The following is a 13,599-nucleotide window of genomic DNA, read 5'->3' as shown; positions in this document are numbered from 1 at the left end:
GGCGCCGACGCTCGGCGAGGCCGGCGCTGGCGTCGGAGCGGGCCGCCAGGATCTTCGAGGGATCGGTGAGCCAGGACGTCGCCAGCGCGCCGTCGATGTCGGACCGGACCAGGCCGATATCTTTGAGGCCCCGCTCGTCGAGTTCGCCGAGACGCATGATCTCGCGGCGGTGGAGCAGCGCGCGACCGACGCCGCCGATCGTCGTCACCGCGGACCCGACAATGCGCACGACGCCGGCCGTGACGGCGGGCAGCGACTTGGCGGCAGCGGTGAACAGCAACATGACACCCTCCTCGGGGCGATCGGGACAATGGATCGTTCACCCGGTGCACCGGCTCGTCCGGTGAGGCTGCGGGGAACGGTTTCAGATGTAACGGGGCGCTAGCCATCAGCCAAACGAATGCTTATGATCATTGGCAGCACGAATATTGATGACCGCGGTGACGGGGAAGTTTGATGGCCCATGTACTCGACGCCGATCAGCTGAAGACCTTCGTCGCCATCGCCGATACGGGTTCGTTCACCCGCGCGGCCGAGATCGTCTTCAAGACGCAATCGGCGGTTTCGATGCAGATGAAGCGGCTGGAGGAGCGCGTCGGCCGGCCGCTCTTCGGGCGGGACGGGCGTCACGCCAAGCTCACCGAGGATGGCGAGAGGCTGCTGGACTATGCCCGCCGGATCGTGCGGCTGAACCTGGAATGCGTCGCCAGCTTCGCGGATGCCGATCTGAAGGGCCGCATCCGGCTCGGCGTGCCGGATGATTATGCCGATCGCTACCTGCCCGAGATCCTCGCCCGCTTCGCCCGCTCGAACCCGCGCGCGGAGGTCACGGTCGTCTGCGAGCCCACGCCGATGCTGGCGGAGCGGATCGCCTCCGGCGATGTCGACCTGGCGATCATCACCCATGTCGAAAGCCGCAGCCAGGGTGAGATCATCCGCATCGAGCCCCTGCTCTGGGTGACCTCGGCCCGCCATGGCGTCCATGAGGAAGACCCGCTGCCGCTGGCGTTGGGCCGGCCGAACTGCAACTGGCGCCAGGCGGCGGTCGAAGCGCTGGAGGCCAAGGGCCGCCGCTTCCGGGTGCTCTATGCCAGCTGGAACTCGACCGCGGTCGGCGCGGCCGTGGTGGCCGGGCTCGCCGTTTCCGTGCTGCCGGAAAGCGCCGTGCGGCCGGGCATGCGGATCCTCGGACCTTCGGAAGGATTCGCGACGCTCCCCTCCTGCAAGATCGGCCTGTTGCGGACGCGCTTCGACCCGTCGGTTCTGTCGAATGCGCTCGCCGAGCACATCATCCAGAGCCTGGACAATCTGGCGAGCTTCAAGGTGGCGGCGGAGTAGCGGGCCGCGTTACTTCAGGCCGGCTGCCGCGGATTCAAAGAAGCCGTTGATGGACTGGCCCATCTGGGTCGCACCCGCGATCAGGCCGATCGAAACCAGAGCCGCCACGAAGGTATATTCGATCGCGGTCGCGCCGCTCTCGTCGCGCATCAGCTTCAGGAAGGTGGCGGTGATCGTGCCCATGCGCCAACCCTAGGAAGATTTTGCCGAAAAAACGTTAATCGCGACGGTGCAATGCCACGCAAGTGCCGGAAAGATCCGGCTCAGAACGCCAAAGCTGTCATCACCGGCTCGGCCGTTTCGGCCCATTCGCCGTGATAGCGCGCGACGAGCTCCTGGGCGAACGTGCGGTCGCCGGCGAGGATCGCCTCGAGCGGGGCCAGATGAACGCTCTCGTCGTGCCCCTTCGCATCCCTCCGGGCCCGCCGCACGAGGCCCTGGCGCGAGAGGGCCAACACCTCGCGGCCGATCACGCCGAGGCTGCGGCCCGCGATCGTCGCGGACAACCCCTCTCGCGGCACCGCGTCCCGCAGCGCCTGCCGCTCTTCGGCGCTCCAGCCCTTCACGAGGTCCCAGGCGGCATCGAGCGAGACGCCGTCATAGAGCAGACCGACCCAGAAGGCCGGCAGCGCCACCAGCATGTCGGAGGGGCCGGCATCGGCGCCGCGCATCTCCAGGAAGCGCTTGAGACGGACCTCCGGGAAGATCGTGCCGAGATGGTTCGCCCAGTCGGAGATCGTCGCCTTTTCGCCCGGCAGTTGCGTCAGGCGCCCGTCGAGCAGATCGCGGAAGGAGGCGCCGGCGACGTCGTGATAGGTGTCGCCGCGCTTAACGAAATACAGCGGCACGTCGAGCGCGTAATCGACATAGCGTTCGTAGGACATGCCATCCTCAAAGGCGAAGGCGAGCATGCCGGCGCGGGCATTGTCGGTATCGCGCCAGATTTCGGAGCGCATCGACTGGAAGCCGTTGAGCTTGCGGTCCAGAAAGGGCGAGGCGGCGAAGAGCGCGGTCGCCAGCGGCTGCAACGCCAGCGAGACGCGCAGCTTGCGCACCATGTCGGCCTCTGTCGCGAAATCGAGGTTCACCTGCACGGTGCAGGTGCGGAACATCATGTCTAGGCCCATGGTGCCGACCTTCGGCATGTAGTTCGCCATGATCTTGTAGCGGCTCTTCGGCATCATCGGGGTCTCGCCCCGCGTCCAGAGCGGCGAGGCGCCGAGCGCGACGAAGCCGATATCATGTGGCGCGGCGACGGCCTTCACATCCGAGATATGGGCCGCCAGCTCCGCAGCGGTCTCGTGAATCGTCTCCAGCGGCGCGCCCGAAAGCTCGAACTGCCCGCCCGGCTCCAGCGAGATCGCTCCGCCGACATCGTCCGGCCCGGCCAGGCCGATGATGTGGCCGTCATCGACGATCGGCGCCCAGCCGAGGCGCTGCTGCATGCCTTCCAGCAGGGCGCGGATGCCGCCGGCGCCGGCGCGGCCTTCATAAGGCACAGGCGCCAGATCGGCGCGGTAGAACGGGAATTTCTCGTGCTCGGTGCCGATCCGAAAGCGGCTTTCGGGTTTCTCGCCGGCGGCGATCCAGGAGACCAGCTCCTCCCTGGAGCCGACCGGGGTCGAATCGGACACGTCGCGAGCCATGGGCGCTCCGGCAGAACAGAAGACGAGCGCTCGCGGCACAAGACCGGATGGCCTTCGACGCGCGGCGCGGGGACGACAGACATAGGCGAGCGCCGAACGCCCGACAACGACCGGCTTGCTGCATTCGCGAAAGGGGGTGGCGGCGTTTTCGACAACCCTCGGCTCGGACCGGCTGCCAGTATGAACCGGCTCAGCCGCGCGGCCAGTCGCCCAGCACGGCCTGCACCAGCGCCAGCGCCGCGACCGCCGCGGTGTCGGCGCGCAGGATGCGGGGGCCTAGCGAGATCGCCACCATGTTCGGGCGGGCGCGGACGAGCCGCCTTTCGGCCTCGTCGAAGCCGCCTTCGGGGCCGATCAGCACCGCAATGGGCCCGCCCGCCCGCTGCGCGGACAAAGCCGCGACGGGGCTGGCCTGCGCCATGTCCTCGTCGCAGAAGATCAGCAGTTCGTCGGCGGGCAGTTCCGCCAGCGCCGCCTCCAGCGGCTTTTCGGCTTCGATATGCGGCAGGCAGAGGATGCCGCATTGCTCGGCCGCCTCGATCGCATTGGCGCGCAGCCGCTCGAGATTGAGCCGCGAGACCTGGGTGCGGCGGGTGATGACCGGTTGCAGCACGCCCGCCCCCATCTCGACCGCCTTCTGCGCCATGTAATCGAGGCGGGCATGTTTCAGCGGCGCGAAGAGATAGCGCAGGCCCGGGGCCGGCGGCTGCGGCTTCACCCGCTCGGCCAGCGTCAGGCTCGCGCTCTTGCGGCCCTCGGGCGCGACATGAGCGTGCCATTCCCCGTCCCGGCCATTGAAGACGCGGATCCCCTCGCCCGCCTTCAGGCGCAGCACGTTGAGCAGATAATTCGCCTGGTCGCGTTCGAGGACCAAGGCAGCGCCGGCTGCGAAAGGCTGGTCGATGAACAGCCTGTGGCGAGCGAAATCGGGGGTGGACATCGGCGCGAACGCCTCCTTCTGGAATCGGCCGCGGGCGGCACCGCGGCCAAAATCGCCACAATCACGCGGTAAGGCGGCGAATTGGCGATGGACGATCCATGGACTCGCGAGGGTCTTTGGCATTAACAGCGGCTGCTGTTAAGCATAGCGCACAGGATCGGCCGGGCGGCCGGCAATCTGGAGAAGGACGGCATGCGGCGAAGGATGGCTTCCGGAGTGTTCGCGACCCTCGGTTTGGCGGCGGTGGCCTTCGCCGACGCCGCGCCCGTCCGCGCCCAGGCCGCATCCGGCTGCGAGCCGATGCAGAAGCTGCTGATGGATCGCAAGGCGATGGTCGATCGGATCGCCGCCTCGCAGAAATCCAAGAAGAAGCTGACGCCGCAGGATGCCTGCTCCCTGTTCGGCCGGCTGGCCAACAACGGCGAAGCGACGCTGAAATTCGCGAATGCCAACAAGGATTGGTGTCAGGTTCCCGACACGTTCATCCAGAGCATGACGGAAGACAACAAGAAGATCGTCGCCGTGCGCGGCCAGGCCTGCAACGCGGTGAAGCAGCAGGCGGCGATGCAGAAGCGCGCCCAGCAGCAGGCCCAGGGCGCCAACCCGTTCGGCGGCGCCGATTCGATCACCAGCGGCGCCGGCGGCGGCCTGCGGATTCCGCAAGGCGCGCTCTAAGGGCAGGACCGGCGCGGCATGTCGGATCCCGCCCATGCCGCGACAGGTCCCTCCCCGGACGCGCCGCTGCCCGATGCGCTGAAAGGCCATTGGGTCGATACCAGAGCGCCGCGCGCTACCCGCCCCTTCCTCAAGCTCGCCCGGATCGAGCGGCCGATCGGCTGGTGGCTGCTGCTGCTGCCGTGCTGGTGGTCGGCCGGGCTCGCCGCCATCGCCGCGGGCAGGCCCTATCCCGACCCGTGGCACTGCCTGCTGTATTTGATCGGCGCGGTGCTGATGCGCGGGGCGGGCTGCACCTTCAACGACATCATCGACCGCAAGCTGGACGCCGCCGTGGCGCGCACGCGCGGGCGGCCCCTGCCCTCGGGCCAGGTCGGGGTGAAGGCCGCGCTCGCCTTCATGGTCGCGCAGGCGCTGGGCGGGCTCGTCGTGCTCCTGCAGTTCGACCGGTTCACGATCCTACTCGGCATCGCCTCGCTCGGCATCGTCGCAATCTACCCGTTCATGAAGCGGGTGACCAACATGCCGCAATTCGTGCTCGGTCTCGCCTTCTCCTGGGGGGCGCTGCTGGGCTGGAGCGCGATGTTCGGCCGGGTCGATCCGCCGGCGCTTCTCGTCTACGCCGCCTCGGTGGCATGGACGGTCGGCTACGACACGCTCTATGCGATGCAGGATCTCGAAGACGACGTGATGGCCGGCATCAAGTCCAGCGCACGCTATTTCGGTGACCATACGCGCGAAGCGGTGGCGATCTGCTTCGGACTGGCGGCGCTACTGATCGGCATCGCGATCGGGCTGGCGGGCGGCGGACTCATGGCCTGGCTCGGCTTCGCCGGCTTCGCGCTGCATCTCGGTTGGCAGGTCTCGCGCATCGCCGGAGCGCAGGGGGCCGACGCGCTGATGCTCTTCCGCTCGAACAAAGGAGCGGGTCTCATCCTCGCCGCCGGGCTCGCGCTCGACGGGGCCGCGCGGGCGGCTTTGGCAGGCTTTTAAGTCGGCGATCCAAAGAGGCGCCCGCTCCTCCCGGCCGATTTCAATCCGTCAGCCGTTCACCCGCCACCATCACCGGCAGTTCGACGACGCGGCCGGGCTTGCGGCGGGTGAGGAACCGGGGGCGGCGGTCGCTGAGAAGCGCATAGCGCCGACGCAGGCGCGTCGGGCCCAGCGCGACGCGGCCGATCTGCGGAAAGGGCTCGGAGATGGTGCCGTCCACCGTCTCCAGCAGAAGCGGAAGGCCACTGACGCGACCGAGTTCACGCCAGAGGGCGACCGCATCGTCGTGATCCGCAGTGGCGACGACGACCGAACGACCATCCCCGGCCGTCAGCGCCAGTTCGAAGCGTTCGCTGGTGCCGTGCGGGTCCGCCAGCCGAAGCGCGACGCCGCGCCAGGCGGCGGAGCCACGCAGGATGCGCACTGGGCCGACACGCTCGATGCCGGGCGCCGAGGGCTGGCGCGGCATCGGGTTGCCGGACAGGATCGCGGTGTGAATCGGCTCGCCGGAGAGCGACGGCGCAAAGCCGCTGCCTCCGGCGACCGGCGTGACGCTGGCCATCGGTAATAACGCCTCTCTAATCCCTGCCGCAGCGGAGCCCTCTGTCGATGCCGGGGCTCTCGTGCTTGCCATGCGAGGTTGGGCGGCGGCGGGTGTCCGAGCGCTTAATCGGCGAGGTTAAGGGAGCGTATCGGCAGGGTTTTCCGCCCCGGAAGGCCCGGTTTCGGCTGCGATGCTTGACGGAATCTTTCGGCACGCCGGCGCATTTTCGGCTTGAAACAGCGTCACCCACGGCCGATACGAACAGGATGAGCGCATCCACGCTACCCATCGCCGCCGACCTGACGAGAGCGGTGAGCGAAAGCTGCCTCGAGGCGGGGGCGATCGCGCTCGACCTCTTCCGCCTCGGCGAGAAGACGGCGGCCCGCACCTGGTCGAAGAGCGGCGGCTCGCCGGTGACCGAGGCGGATATCGGCGTCGATACCTTCCTGCGCGTGCGCCTCTCCGCGCTGCTGCCGGAAGCCGCCTGGCTTTCGGAGGAAACCGCCGACGACGCGCAGCGCCTCGACAGGCGGCTGGTCTGGGTGGTCGACCCGATCGACGGCACCCGCGCCTTCATGACCGGCCTGCCGGACTGGGCGGTGTGCGTGGCGCTGCTCGATGCCGGCGAGCCCGTGCTCGGCATCGTTCACGCCCCTGCCTGCAACGCCACCTACAGCGCCGTGCGCGGCGCGGGCGCGCGCCGCAACGGCGAGACCATCGCCACCTCGACGCTCGACGGGCTGGGCAGCGCCCGCATCGCCGGGCCCAAGCCGATGCTGGACGCCCTGGCGCGCGTGGCGCCCTTCCAGCCGGTCGACAAGATTCCCTCGCTCGCTCTGCGGCTGACGCGGATCGCGGACGGCTCGATCGATGCCGGGCTGATCTCGCCCGATGCGCGCGACTGGGATCTGGCCGCCGCCGATCTGGTGCTGCGGGAAGCCGGCGGCGTGCTCAGCGGTGGGGCCGGCGAACCGGTGGTCTATAACCGCCCCACACCCGTCCATGGCATGCTCGCCGCCAGTGCCGGCTCTCTCGCCGACCCGCTGCTGCAGGCCCTGCGCACGCTGCGGGAGCACAAGCAGCCGAGCTGATTGGCAGCGACGCTGATTTTTTCGCACCCGCAGCATCTCGCGCAGCGCGCCGCGATGTCTTATGGGGAAACGCCGGGAGCATCGAGGATGCGGATCGTCAGGACGACCGCGATATCCCTGGCATTCGAGCAGCCATGGAGTGCATGATGAGCGCGGAACCGGATCAGAAGCAGCTTCTCCATCTCGTCTTCGGCGGCGAGCTCGCCTCGCTCGACGGCGTGACGTTCAAGGACCTCTCCAAGCTCGACATCGTCGGCATCTTCCCCAACTACGCCAGCGCACACAGCGCCTGGAAGGCCAAGGCCCAGCAGACGGTCGATCAGGCGCAGACGCGCTATTTCGTGGTGCATCTGCACCGGCTGCTCGATCCGGACGCCACCAAGGCCTGAACCGCCGGTCACGGCATTCGACATCGGGACGCATGGGTTTTTCGATCCTCAAGACAAGGACGGCACAGGAGACGCTCGGCCGGCTGCTCGCCGGCTATTTGCGCCTCGTGCGCCGCACCAACAGGATCGTGGTCGAGCCGGCCGACATCTACGAGCAGGTGCGGCCGGAGCTGCCGGTGATCTATGCGATGTGGCATGGCCAGCACATCATGATCCCGTTCGCGCGGCCGGACTGGATGCCGGCCGCCTCGCTGGTCTCGCGCCATGGCGATGGCGGCTTCAATGCCGTGGCGCTGCGCGAGCTCGGCATCGGCGCCATTCGCGGCTCCGGCGCGCTCGGCAAGAAGATCCGTGAAAAGGGCGGCGCCAGCGCCTTCCTCGCCATGGTGCGCAAGCTGGCGGCCGGCGAATCCATGGTGCTGACCGCCGATATTCCCAAGCGCGCCCGCGTGGCGGGGGCCGGCATCGTCGCGCTCGCCCGCGCCTCGGGCCGGCCGATCCGGGCGGTGGCGGTGGTGACGAGCCGCCGCATCGACTTCAACAGCTGGGATCGCGCCTCGATCGGCCTGCCCTTCGGGCGCTGTGCCATCGTGGTCGGCGAGCCGATCACGATCGCCCGCGACGCCGACGAAGCGACGCAGGAGGCCGCACGCCTCAGGGTTCAGCAGAGCCTCGACGAGGTTCATGCCCGCGCCTATGCGCTGGTCGGCGGCACGGATCCGGGAGCCGGGCTGCGCGAGCAGTCCAAAGGCGCCCAGGAGCCCGCGCCGGCGGAGGCGGAGCCGGCCCGATGAGCCGCAAGGGATTGCCGCTGCGGATCTACCGCATCGCCACCACACTGCTGGAGCCGCTGGCGGCCGGGCTGCTGCTGGTGCGTAAGCGGCGCGGCAAGGAAGATCCCGAGCGCCTGCCGGAGCGGCGCGGGCTGGCGAGCGTCAAGCGCCCGAACCGCCCGCTGGTCTGGCTGCACGGCGCCAGCGTCGGCGAGACGGTGACGCTGCTGCCGCTGATCGCGAAGCTGCAGAAGCGCGGGATGGCGGTGCTCGTCACCTCCGGCACCGTCACCTCGGCCAAGCTGATGGCGGCGCGGCTGCCGGCCGGCGCGATCCACCAATATCTGCCGCTCGACGTGCCGCGCTATATGCGACGCTTCCTCGAGCATTGGCGGCCGGATCTGTGCCTGATCTGCGAATCCGAGATCTGGCCCAACCTGTTGATCGAGGCCCAGCGGCGGGCATTGCCGGTGGTCATGGTCAATGGCCGCATGTCGGAGCGCTCCTTCGCGCGCTGGTACAAGATGCCGCGCTCGGCCCGCTTCATCCTCTCCTGCTTCGAGGCCTGCCTGGCGCAGTCCCAGGCGGATGGCGAGCGGCTGGCGCAGCTCGGCGCGCCGCGCGTCAGCGTCGCCGGCAATCTGAAATTCGACGTGCCGGCCCCCCCTGCGGACCCCGACACGCTCGCCATCCTGGACGGAATGACCACCGGCCGGCCGGTCTGGATCGCGGCCAGCACGCATCCGGGCGAGGACGAGCTGGTGCTGGGCGCCCATCTCGCGCTCAAGCGCCATCTGCCGAAGCTTTTGACCGTGATCGCGCCGCGCCATCCGCAGCGCGGCGGTGATATCGCGGCGCTCGCCGAGGCGAACGGCGTGCTGGTGGCGCGCCGGGCGGCGGGGGAGAATCCCGAGCGGCATACCGATCTCTATGTCGCCGATACGCTGAACGAGCTCGGCCTGTTCTACCGGCTCTCGCAGGTCGCCTTCCTCGGCGGCTCGCTCGTCGAGGGCATTGGCGGGCACAACCCGATCGAGCCGGCCAAGCTTGGCTGCGCGCTGCTGCACGGCCCCTTCGTCCACAACAATGCCGAGATCTTCGCCGCCTTCGATGCGGGCGGGGGTGCGCGCGAGGTCCTGGATGCGCAGGCGCTGGCCGGCGCGGTGCATCGCTGGCTCAACGACCCGGCGAGCGCCCGGCAGGCGGCACGCGCGGCCGCGCAGACCGCCCATCAGCTCGGCGGGGCGATCAACCGAACTTTGCAGGCGATCGAGCCTCTGCTGATGCGCGCCGCGCTGGAGCAGCGCGAGACCGCACCCTGATGAAGGCGCCTTCCTTCTGGTGGCAAGACAGGCCGGGCTGGCCCGCCCGGCTGCTCTCGCCGCTCGGCTCGCTCTATGGCGCCATCACTGCCGGAAGGATGCGCAAGCCGGGCGCGCGGATCGGCAGGCCGGTCATCTGTATCGGCAATTTCATCGCCGGCGGGGCCGGCAAGACCCCGACGGCGATCGCGATCACGCGGCTGCTGGCGCAGCGCGGCGAGACGCCCTTCGTGCTCATGCGCGGCTATGGCGGCCGGTTGCCGGGGCCGGTGGAGGTCGATCCGGCGGCGCATGCCGCAGCCGATGTCGGCGACGAGCCGCTGCTGATGAGCCGCCATGCGCGCACCGTGATCGCGCGGGACAGGCTTGCCGGCGGGGTGCTTGCGGCGCGGGCGGGGGCGAGCGTGCTGGTGATGGATGACGGGTTGCAGAACCCGGCACTGGCCAAGGACCTCGTGTTGGCGGTGGTGGACGGCGCCAGCGGCATCGGCAACGGGCTGTGCCTGCCGGCAGGCCCCTTGCGGGCGCCGCTCGCGCTGCAGCTGCCGGCGGTCGACGCGCTGGTGCTGATCGGCGGCGGGGCGGCCGGGGAGCAGGTGGCGCAGGCGGCAAAGGCCACGGGCAAGCCGATTCTGCGCGGCGCCCTGCGACCGGACGAGGCGGTCGCGAACCATCTGCGCGGCCGGCCGGTGCTGGCGCTCTCCGGCATCGGACGGCCGGAGAAGTTCAGGGCGACCCTGGAGGCGATGAGCGCGCAGGTCCGCGCCGAGGCGCGCTTCGGCGATCATCACGCCTATCGCGCGAGCGATGTCGCCGATGTCATCGCTCAGGCGCGGCGCCTGGGCACGCTGGTCGCGACGACCGAGAAGGACATGACCAAGCTCCAGCCGCTCTGGCCGATGCAGGATGCGGATTTGCTGGTGCCGGTGCCGGTGACGCTGGAGTTCGAGGAGCCTGGGCTGGTCGCGACGCTGCTGGAGCGTGTTCTGGCCGCGCGATGACGGCGCGGTTCCCGATCCTCGCCCTCAGGCGCGGCCGGCGCGCTTCAGGCGCAGGAGGGCGGCCTCGGGCGAGGCATAGGGCTCCTGCCACTCGACCGACCAGTAGCGCAGATCGTCGAGGCGGATCGGCGCACCCGTCACGGCGCAGCGGACGAAGCCGCCCGGCTTGACCACGCGGAACTCGCCATGGCCGTAATCGAGGGCCGCCTCGGGGCCGGGTGTGGGAACGCGCTCGCTGATATTCATCAATTTCGCATCAAATCATTGATTCGCGGAGGGGAAAGCCGGAATAGTCTCCGGCCCGTTCCGTCACGGGTGTTGATAAACCTCTGGTCGGCGATGTCCAGCCTGTGGCGCCTGATGGCGTGTGTGATCAGTCTCGTGCTGCCCGTCCTGCCGGCCTTCGCCAGCGGTTATGAGCGCGTCGCGATCCCGATGGATGGCGGGCATCTCGAAGGCGTCATGTTCCGTCCGCGGGGAGCCGGGCCGTTCCCGGCGGTGGTGGCGCTCCATGGCTGCGGCGGGCTCTGGCGCGAACCCGGCAAGCTCTCGGTGCGGCACAGCGACTGGGGCGAGCGGCTGGCGGCGGCGGGTTTCCTGGTGCTGATGCCGGACAGCTACGGATCGCGCGGCCTCGGCTCGCAATGCGGCGTCAAGGACATGACGGTGCGGGCCGGGCGCGAGCGCACGGCCGATGTCGCGGCGGCGCGCGGCTTCCTGCAGCACCGGGCCGATATCAACGCCGCCGCGATCTCGCTGATCGGCTGGTCGGGCGGCGGCTCGACCGTGCTCAACACGGTGCGCAAAGACAAGGCGCCCCAGGACGGCCAACCCGATTTCCGCCGGGCGATCAGCTTCTATCCCGGCTGCCGGGCGCAATCGGAGACGCCGAGCTTTTCCGTCCGCCTGCCGCTGCTGATCCTGATGGGAGCGGATGACGACTGGACGCCCGTGGCGCCTTGCAACTACCTCACGCGGGCGGCGCAGATGCGGGGCGAGCCGGTCGACCTCGTGGTTTATCCCGGCGCGGTCCATGATTTCGACCACCCCCGGCTGGAGCTGAAGGAGCGCGACAATGTCGCCTACTCCACCACGGGCAAGGCCACGGTCGGCACCAACCCCGCGGCCCGCGCCGATGCACTGAAGCGCGTCGAGAGTTTCCTGAAAGCCCCCTGAGCCAAGCGGGTCAGAACAGGTCGCCCTGCGTGCCCTTCGGCGTCTCCCTGCGCGCCGGGCGCTGCTGGGGGCGGGCTGGGCCGCCGCTGCCGGCCACGATCGCGCCGAAGCGCCCATCGACGAGCTGAATGTCGAGCATGCGGCCGGGCTCGGCCTGGGCGACGCCGCGGATCAGGGCGCCGCTCTCGTCGCGGATCAGCGCGTAGCCGCGGGCCAGCACGGCCTGCGGACCCAGCGAGCGGATCAGGCTCCAGACCGAATTCAGACGCTCGCCGCGCTTGGTCAGCGATTGGGCGAAGGCGCGTGTCCCGCGCTCGGCGATCTGGGCGCTGCGCTCGCGGCGCCGGTCGAGCGATTGGGCGAGCGCGTTGCGCATGCGCGTCTCCAGCACGTCGAGCCGCGCCCGCTCGGTGCCGATGCGGATGCGCTCGGCGCTCATCGCATTGCTGCGGGCGGATGCGAGCACTCGGGCAAATCCGTTCAGCTTCTCCCTCAACCGCGCCAATGCGATCCGGGGCGAACGCGCCTCCAGCCGCCGGGACAGGACGAGCAGCCCCTGCTCATGCGCACGGGCGTTGCGGGCGAGCGCCGGCGCCAGGCGTGCCGCGGCGAGATCCAGCCGCTGGCGCGGGGCGGAGAGCACCGCCTCCGCCCCCGGAAGGGCCCGGGCCAGCGACCGCAGCTCGCTGCGGCGCCGGTCGGAAAGGCGCAGCATCGCTCCCGCATGGCGGCGGGCGAGATCGGCGAGCTGCGCCATCAGCTCGGCCCGCACCGGCACGACCTTCTCGGCGGCTCCGGTCGGGGTCGGCGCCCTGAGATCGGCGGCGAAATCGATCAGCGTCGTGTCGGTCTCGTGGCCCACGGCGGAGACCAGCGGAATGCGGGAGGCGGCAGCGGCTCGCACCACCACTTCCTCGTTGAAGCCCATCAGGTCTTCGAGAGAGCCGCCGCCGCGCGCCACGATCAGCACATCGGGCCGAGGGATTTTTCCGCCGTCAGCCAGCGCGTTGAAGCCGATGATCGCATTGGCGACCTCGGCCGCGCTGGTTTCGCCCTGCACCCTGACCGGCCAGACCAGGACATGGCGCGGAAAGCGATCCTCCAGCCGATGCAGGATGTCGCGAATGACGGCGCCGGTCGGCGAGGTGACGACGCCGATGACGCGCGGCAGATAGGGGATGGCGCGCTTACGCTCCTGCGCGAAGAGCCGCTCCGCAGCAAGCCGCTTGCGTCGCTCCTCCAGCAGCGCCATCAGCGCGCCGATGCCGGCCGGCTCCAGCGAATCGATGACGATCTGGTAGCTCGATTTTCCGGCGAAGGTGGTGATCTTGCCGGTCGCGATCACCTCCAGCCCCTCCTGGGGCCGGGTCTTGATGCGGCCGAAAACGCCCTTCCAGATCACCGCATCGATCTTGGCGTTGGCGTCCTTCAGCGAGAAATAGACATGGCCGGAGGAGACCGGGCCGCGATAGCCCGAGATTTCGCCGCGCACGCGCACGAAGCCGAAGGAATCCTCGATAGTGCGCTTCAGCGCGCCCGAGAGATCAGAGACCGACCATTCGGGCGCATTGCCGGCGGGCTTCTGCGATTCGCTGTCCATCACCGGACCATAGCGGCGGGACAGCGGCGGCAGAAGCGTTGCGGTGTTCGTGACGGAGCGGTATTGCGCAACGATCTTTTCGGCCAACCTCAGCCCTCGTCCTGAGGAGCC

Annotated in this window: 16 protein-coding genes; 9 read left to right on the top strand and 7 right to left on the bottom strand. The window is 69.5% G+C overall.

The genetic code is table 11. The annotated features are described in order from the left end of the window. Nucleotides 1–283 (bottom strand): DUF1127 domain-containing protein (locus ACOJTB_RS13645; protein WP_420103070.1); only part of this gene is annotated, 283 nt, incomplete at its 3' end. Nucleotides 284–456: 173 nt separating this feature from the next. Here ACOJTB_RS13645 and ACOJTB_RS13640 point away from each other — a divergent pair. Next, nucleotides 457–1,338, top strand: coding sequence for a LysR substrate-binding domain-containing protein (locus ACOJTB_RS13640; protein WP_420103069.1), 882 nt, complete (start codon nt 457–459; stop codon nt 1,336–1,338). A gap of 9 nt (nt 1,339–1,347) precedes the next feature. Here ACOJTB_RS13640 and ACOJTB_RS13635 read toward each other — a convergent pair whose 3' ends face one another. The 3 genes from ACOJTB_RS13635 to ACOJTB_RS13625 form a co-directional block, all read right to left on the bottom strand. Next, on the bottom strand, nt 1,348–1,521 hold the full coding sequence (locus ACOJTB_RS13635) for a Flp family type IVb pilin (protein ID WP_420103068.1): 174 nt from the start codon (nt 1,519–1,521) through the stop codon (nt 1,348–1,350). Between the two features lie 80 nt (nt 1,522–1,601). Continuing rightward, a complete protein-coding gene (locus tag ACOJTB_RS13630) occupies nt 1,602–2,984 on the bottom strand; it encodes a glutamate--cysteine ligase (RefSeq protein ID WP_420103067.1) in 1,383 nt (460 codons plus the stop codon). A 190-nt stretch (nt 2,985–3,174) separates the two neighbouring features. Then, complete coding sequence (locus tag ACOJTB_RS13625) at nt 3,175–3,924, bottom strand: 16S rRNA (uracil(1498)-N(3))-methyltransferase (RefSeq protein ID WP_420103066.1); 750 nt, start codon at nt 3,922–3,924, stop codon at nt 3,175–3,177. Nucleotides 3,925–4,140: 216 nt separating this feature from the next. Between ACOJTB_RS13625 and ACOJTB_RS13620 the strand changes: the two genes are divergently transcribed. Together ACOJTB_RS13620 and ubiA are read left to right on the top strand one after the other, a co-directional pair. Further along, nucleotides 4,141–4,599, top strand: coding sequence for a hypothetical protein (locus tag ACOJTB_RS13620; protein WP_420103065.1), 459 nt, complete (start codon nt 4,141–4,143; stop codon nt 4,597–4,599). Between the two features lie 18 nt (nt 4,600–4,617). Further along, on the top strand, nt 4,618–5,592 hold the full coding sequence (ubiA, locus tag ACOJTB_RS13615; protein ID WP_420103064.1) for a 4-hydroxybenzoate octaprenyltransferase: 975 nt from the start codon (nt 4,618–4,620) through the stop codon (nt 5,590–5,592). Nucleotides 5,593–5,632: 40 nt separating this feature from the next. Here ubiA and ACOJTB_RS13610 read toward each other — a convergent pair whose 3' ends face one another. After that, entirely contained in the window at nt 5,633–6,154 is a 522-nt protein-coding gene (locus ACOJTB_RS13610; RefSeq protein ID WP_420103063.1) for a DUF6101 family protein, read from the bottom strand. 248 nt (nt 6,155–6,402) lie between these two features. On the opposite strand from ACOJTB_RS13610, the gene ACOJTB_RS13605 reads away from it, so the two are divergent. The 5 genes from ACOJTB_RS13605 (at nt 6,403) to lpxK (ending at nt 10,712) form a co-directional block, all read left to right on the top strand. Next, nucleotides 6,403–7,227 (top strand): 3'(2'),5'-bisphosphate nucleotidase CysQ, encoded by an 825-nt coding sequence (locus tag ACOJTB_RS13605; protein WP_420103062.1) that lies wholly within the window; start codon nt 6,403–6,405, stop codon nt 7,225–7,227. Between the two features lie 146 nt (nt 7,228–7,373). Continuing rightward, the gene (locus tag ACOJTB_RS13600) at nt 7,374–7,616 is read left to right on the top strand and encodes a DUF4170 domain-containing protein (RefSeq protein WP_420103061.1); all 243 of its coding nucleotides are present in this window, start codon (nt 7,374–7,376) and stop codon (nt 7,614–7,616) included. Nucleotides 7,617–7,648: 32 nt separating this feature from the next. Then, on the top strand, nt 7,649–8,410 hold the full coding sequence (locus ACOJTB_RS13595; RefSeq protein ID WP_420103060.1) for a lysophospholipid acyltransferase family protein: 762 nt from the start codon (nt 7,649–7,651) through the stop codon (nt 8,408–8,410). Next, complete coding sequence (locus ACOJTB_RS13590; RefSeq protein ID WP_420103059.1) at nt 8,407–9,711, top strand: 3-deoxy-D-manno-octulosonic acid transferase; 1,305 nt, start codon at nt 8,407–8,409, stop codon at nt 9,709–9,711. Before ACOJTB_RS13595 ends, ACOJTB_RS13590 begins: the two co-directional genes overlap by 4 nt. Beyond that, a complete protein-coding gene (gene lpxK, locus ACOJTB_RS13585; protein WP_420103058.1) occupies nt 9,711–10,712 on the top strand; it encodes a tetraacyldisaccharide 4'-kinase in 1,002 nt (333 codons plus the stop codon). The genes ACOJTB_RS13590 and lpxK overlap by 1 nt, the downstream gene beginning before the upstream one ends. A gap of 24 nt (nt 10,713–10,736) precedes the next feature. Here the strand turns inward: lpxK and ACOJTB_RS13580 are convergent, their stop codons facing one another. Then, entirely contained in the window at nt 10,737–10,958 is a 222-nt protein-coding gene (locus tag ACOJTB_RS13580; RefSeq protein ID WP_420103057.1) for a DUF2093 domain-containing protein, read from the bottom strand. A gap of 123 nt (nt 10,959–11,081) precedes the next feature. On the opposite strand from ACOJTB_RS13580, the gene ACOJTB_RS13575 reads away from it, so the two are divergent. Further along, nucleotides 11,082–11,888, top strand: a complete 807-nt coding sequence (locus ACOJTB_RS13575; RefSeq protein WP_420103056.1) for a dienelactone hydrolase family protein — start codon at nt 11,082–11,084, stop codon at nt 11,886–11,888. A 10-nt stretch (nt 11,889–11,898) separates the two neighbouring features. Here the strand turns inward: ACOJTB_RS13575 and xseA are convergent, their stop codons facing one another. Next, entirely contained in the window at nt 11,899–13,488 is a 1,590-nt protein-coding gene (xseA, locus tag ACOJTB_RS13570; protein ID WP_420103073.1) for an exodeoxyribonuclease VII large subunit, read from the bottom strand. Nucleotides 13,489–13,599: the final 111 nt, after the last annotated feature.

This window comes from Allobosea sp., assembly GCF_048595345.1.
Lineage (GTDB): Bacteria > Pseudomonadota > Alphaproteobacteria > Rhizobiales > Beijerinckiaceae > Allobosea.
Note: the sequence above shows the minus strand (reverse complement) of the source record. Positions and strands in the feature narration are given on the sequence as shown.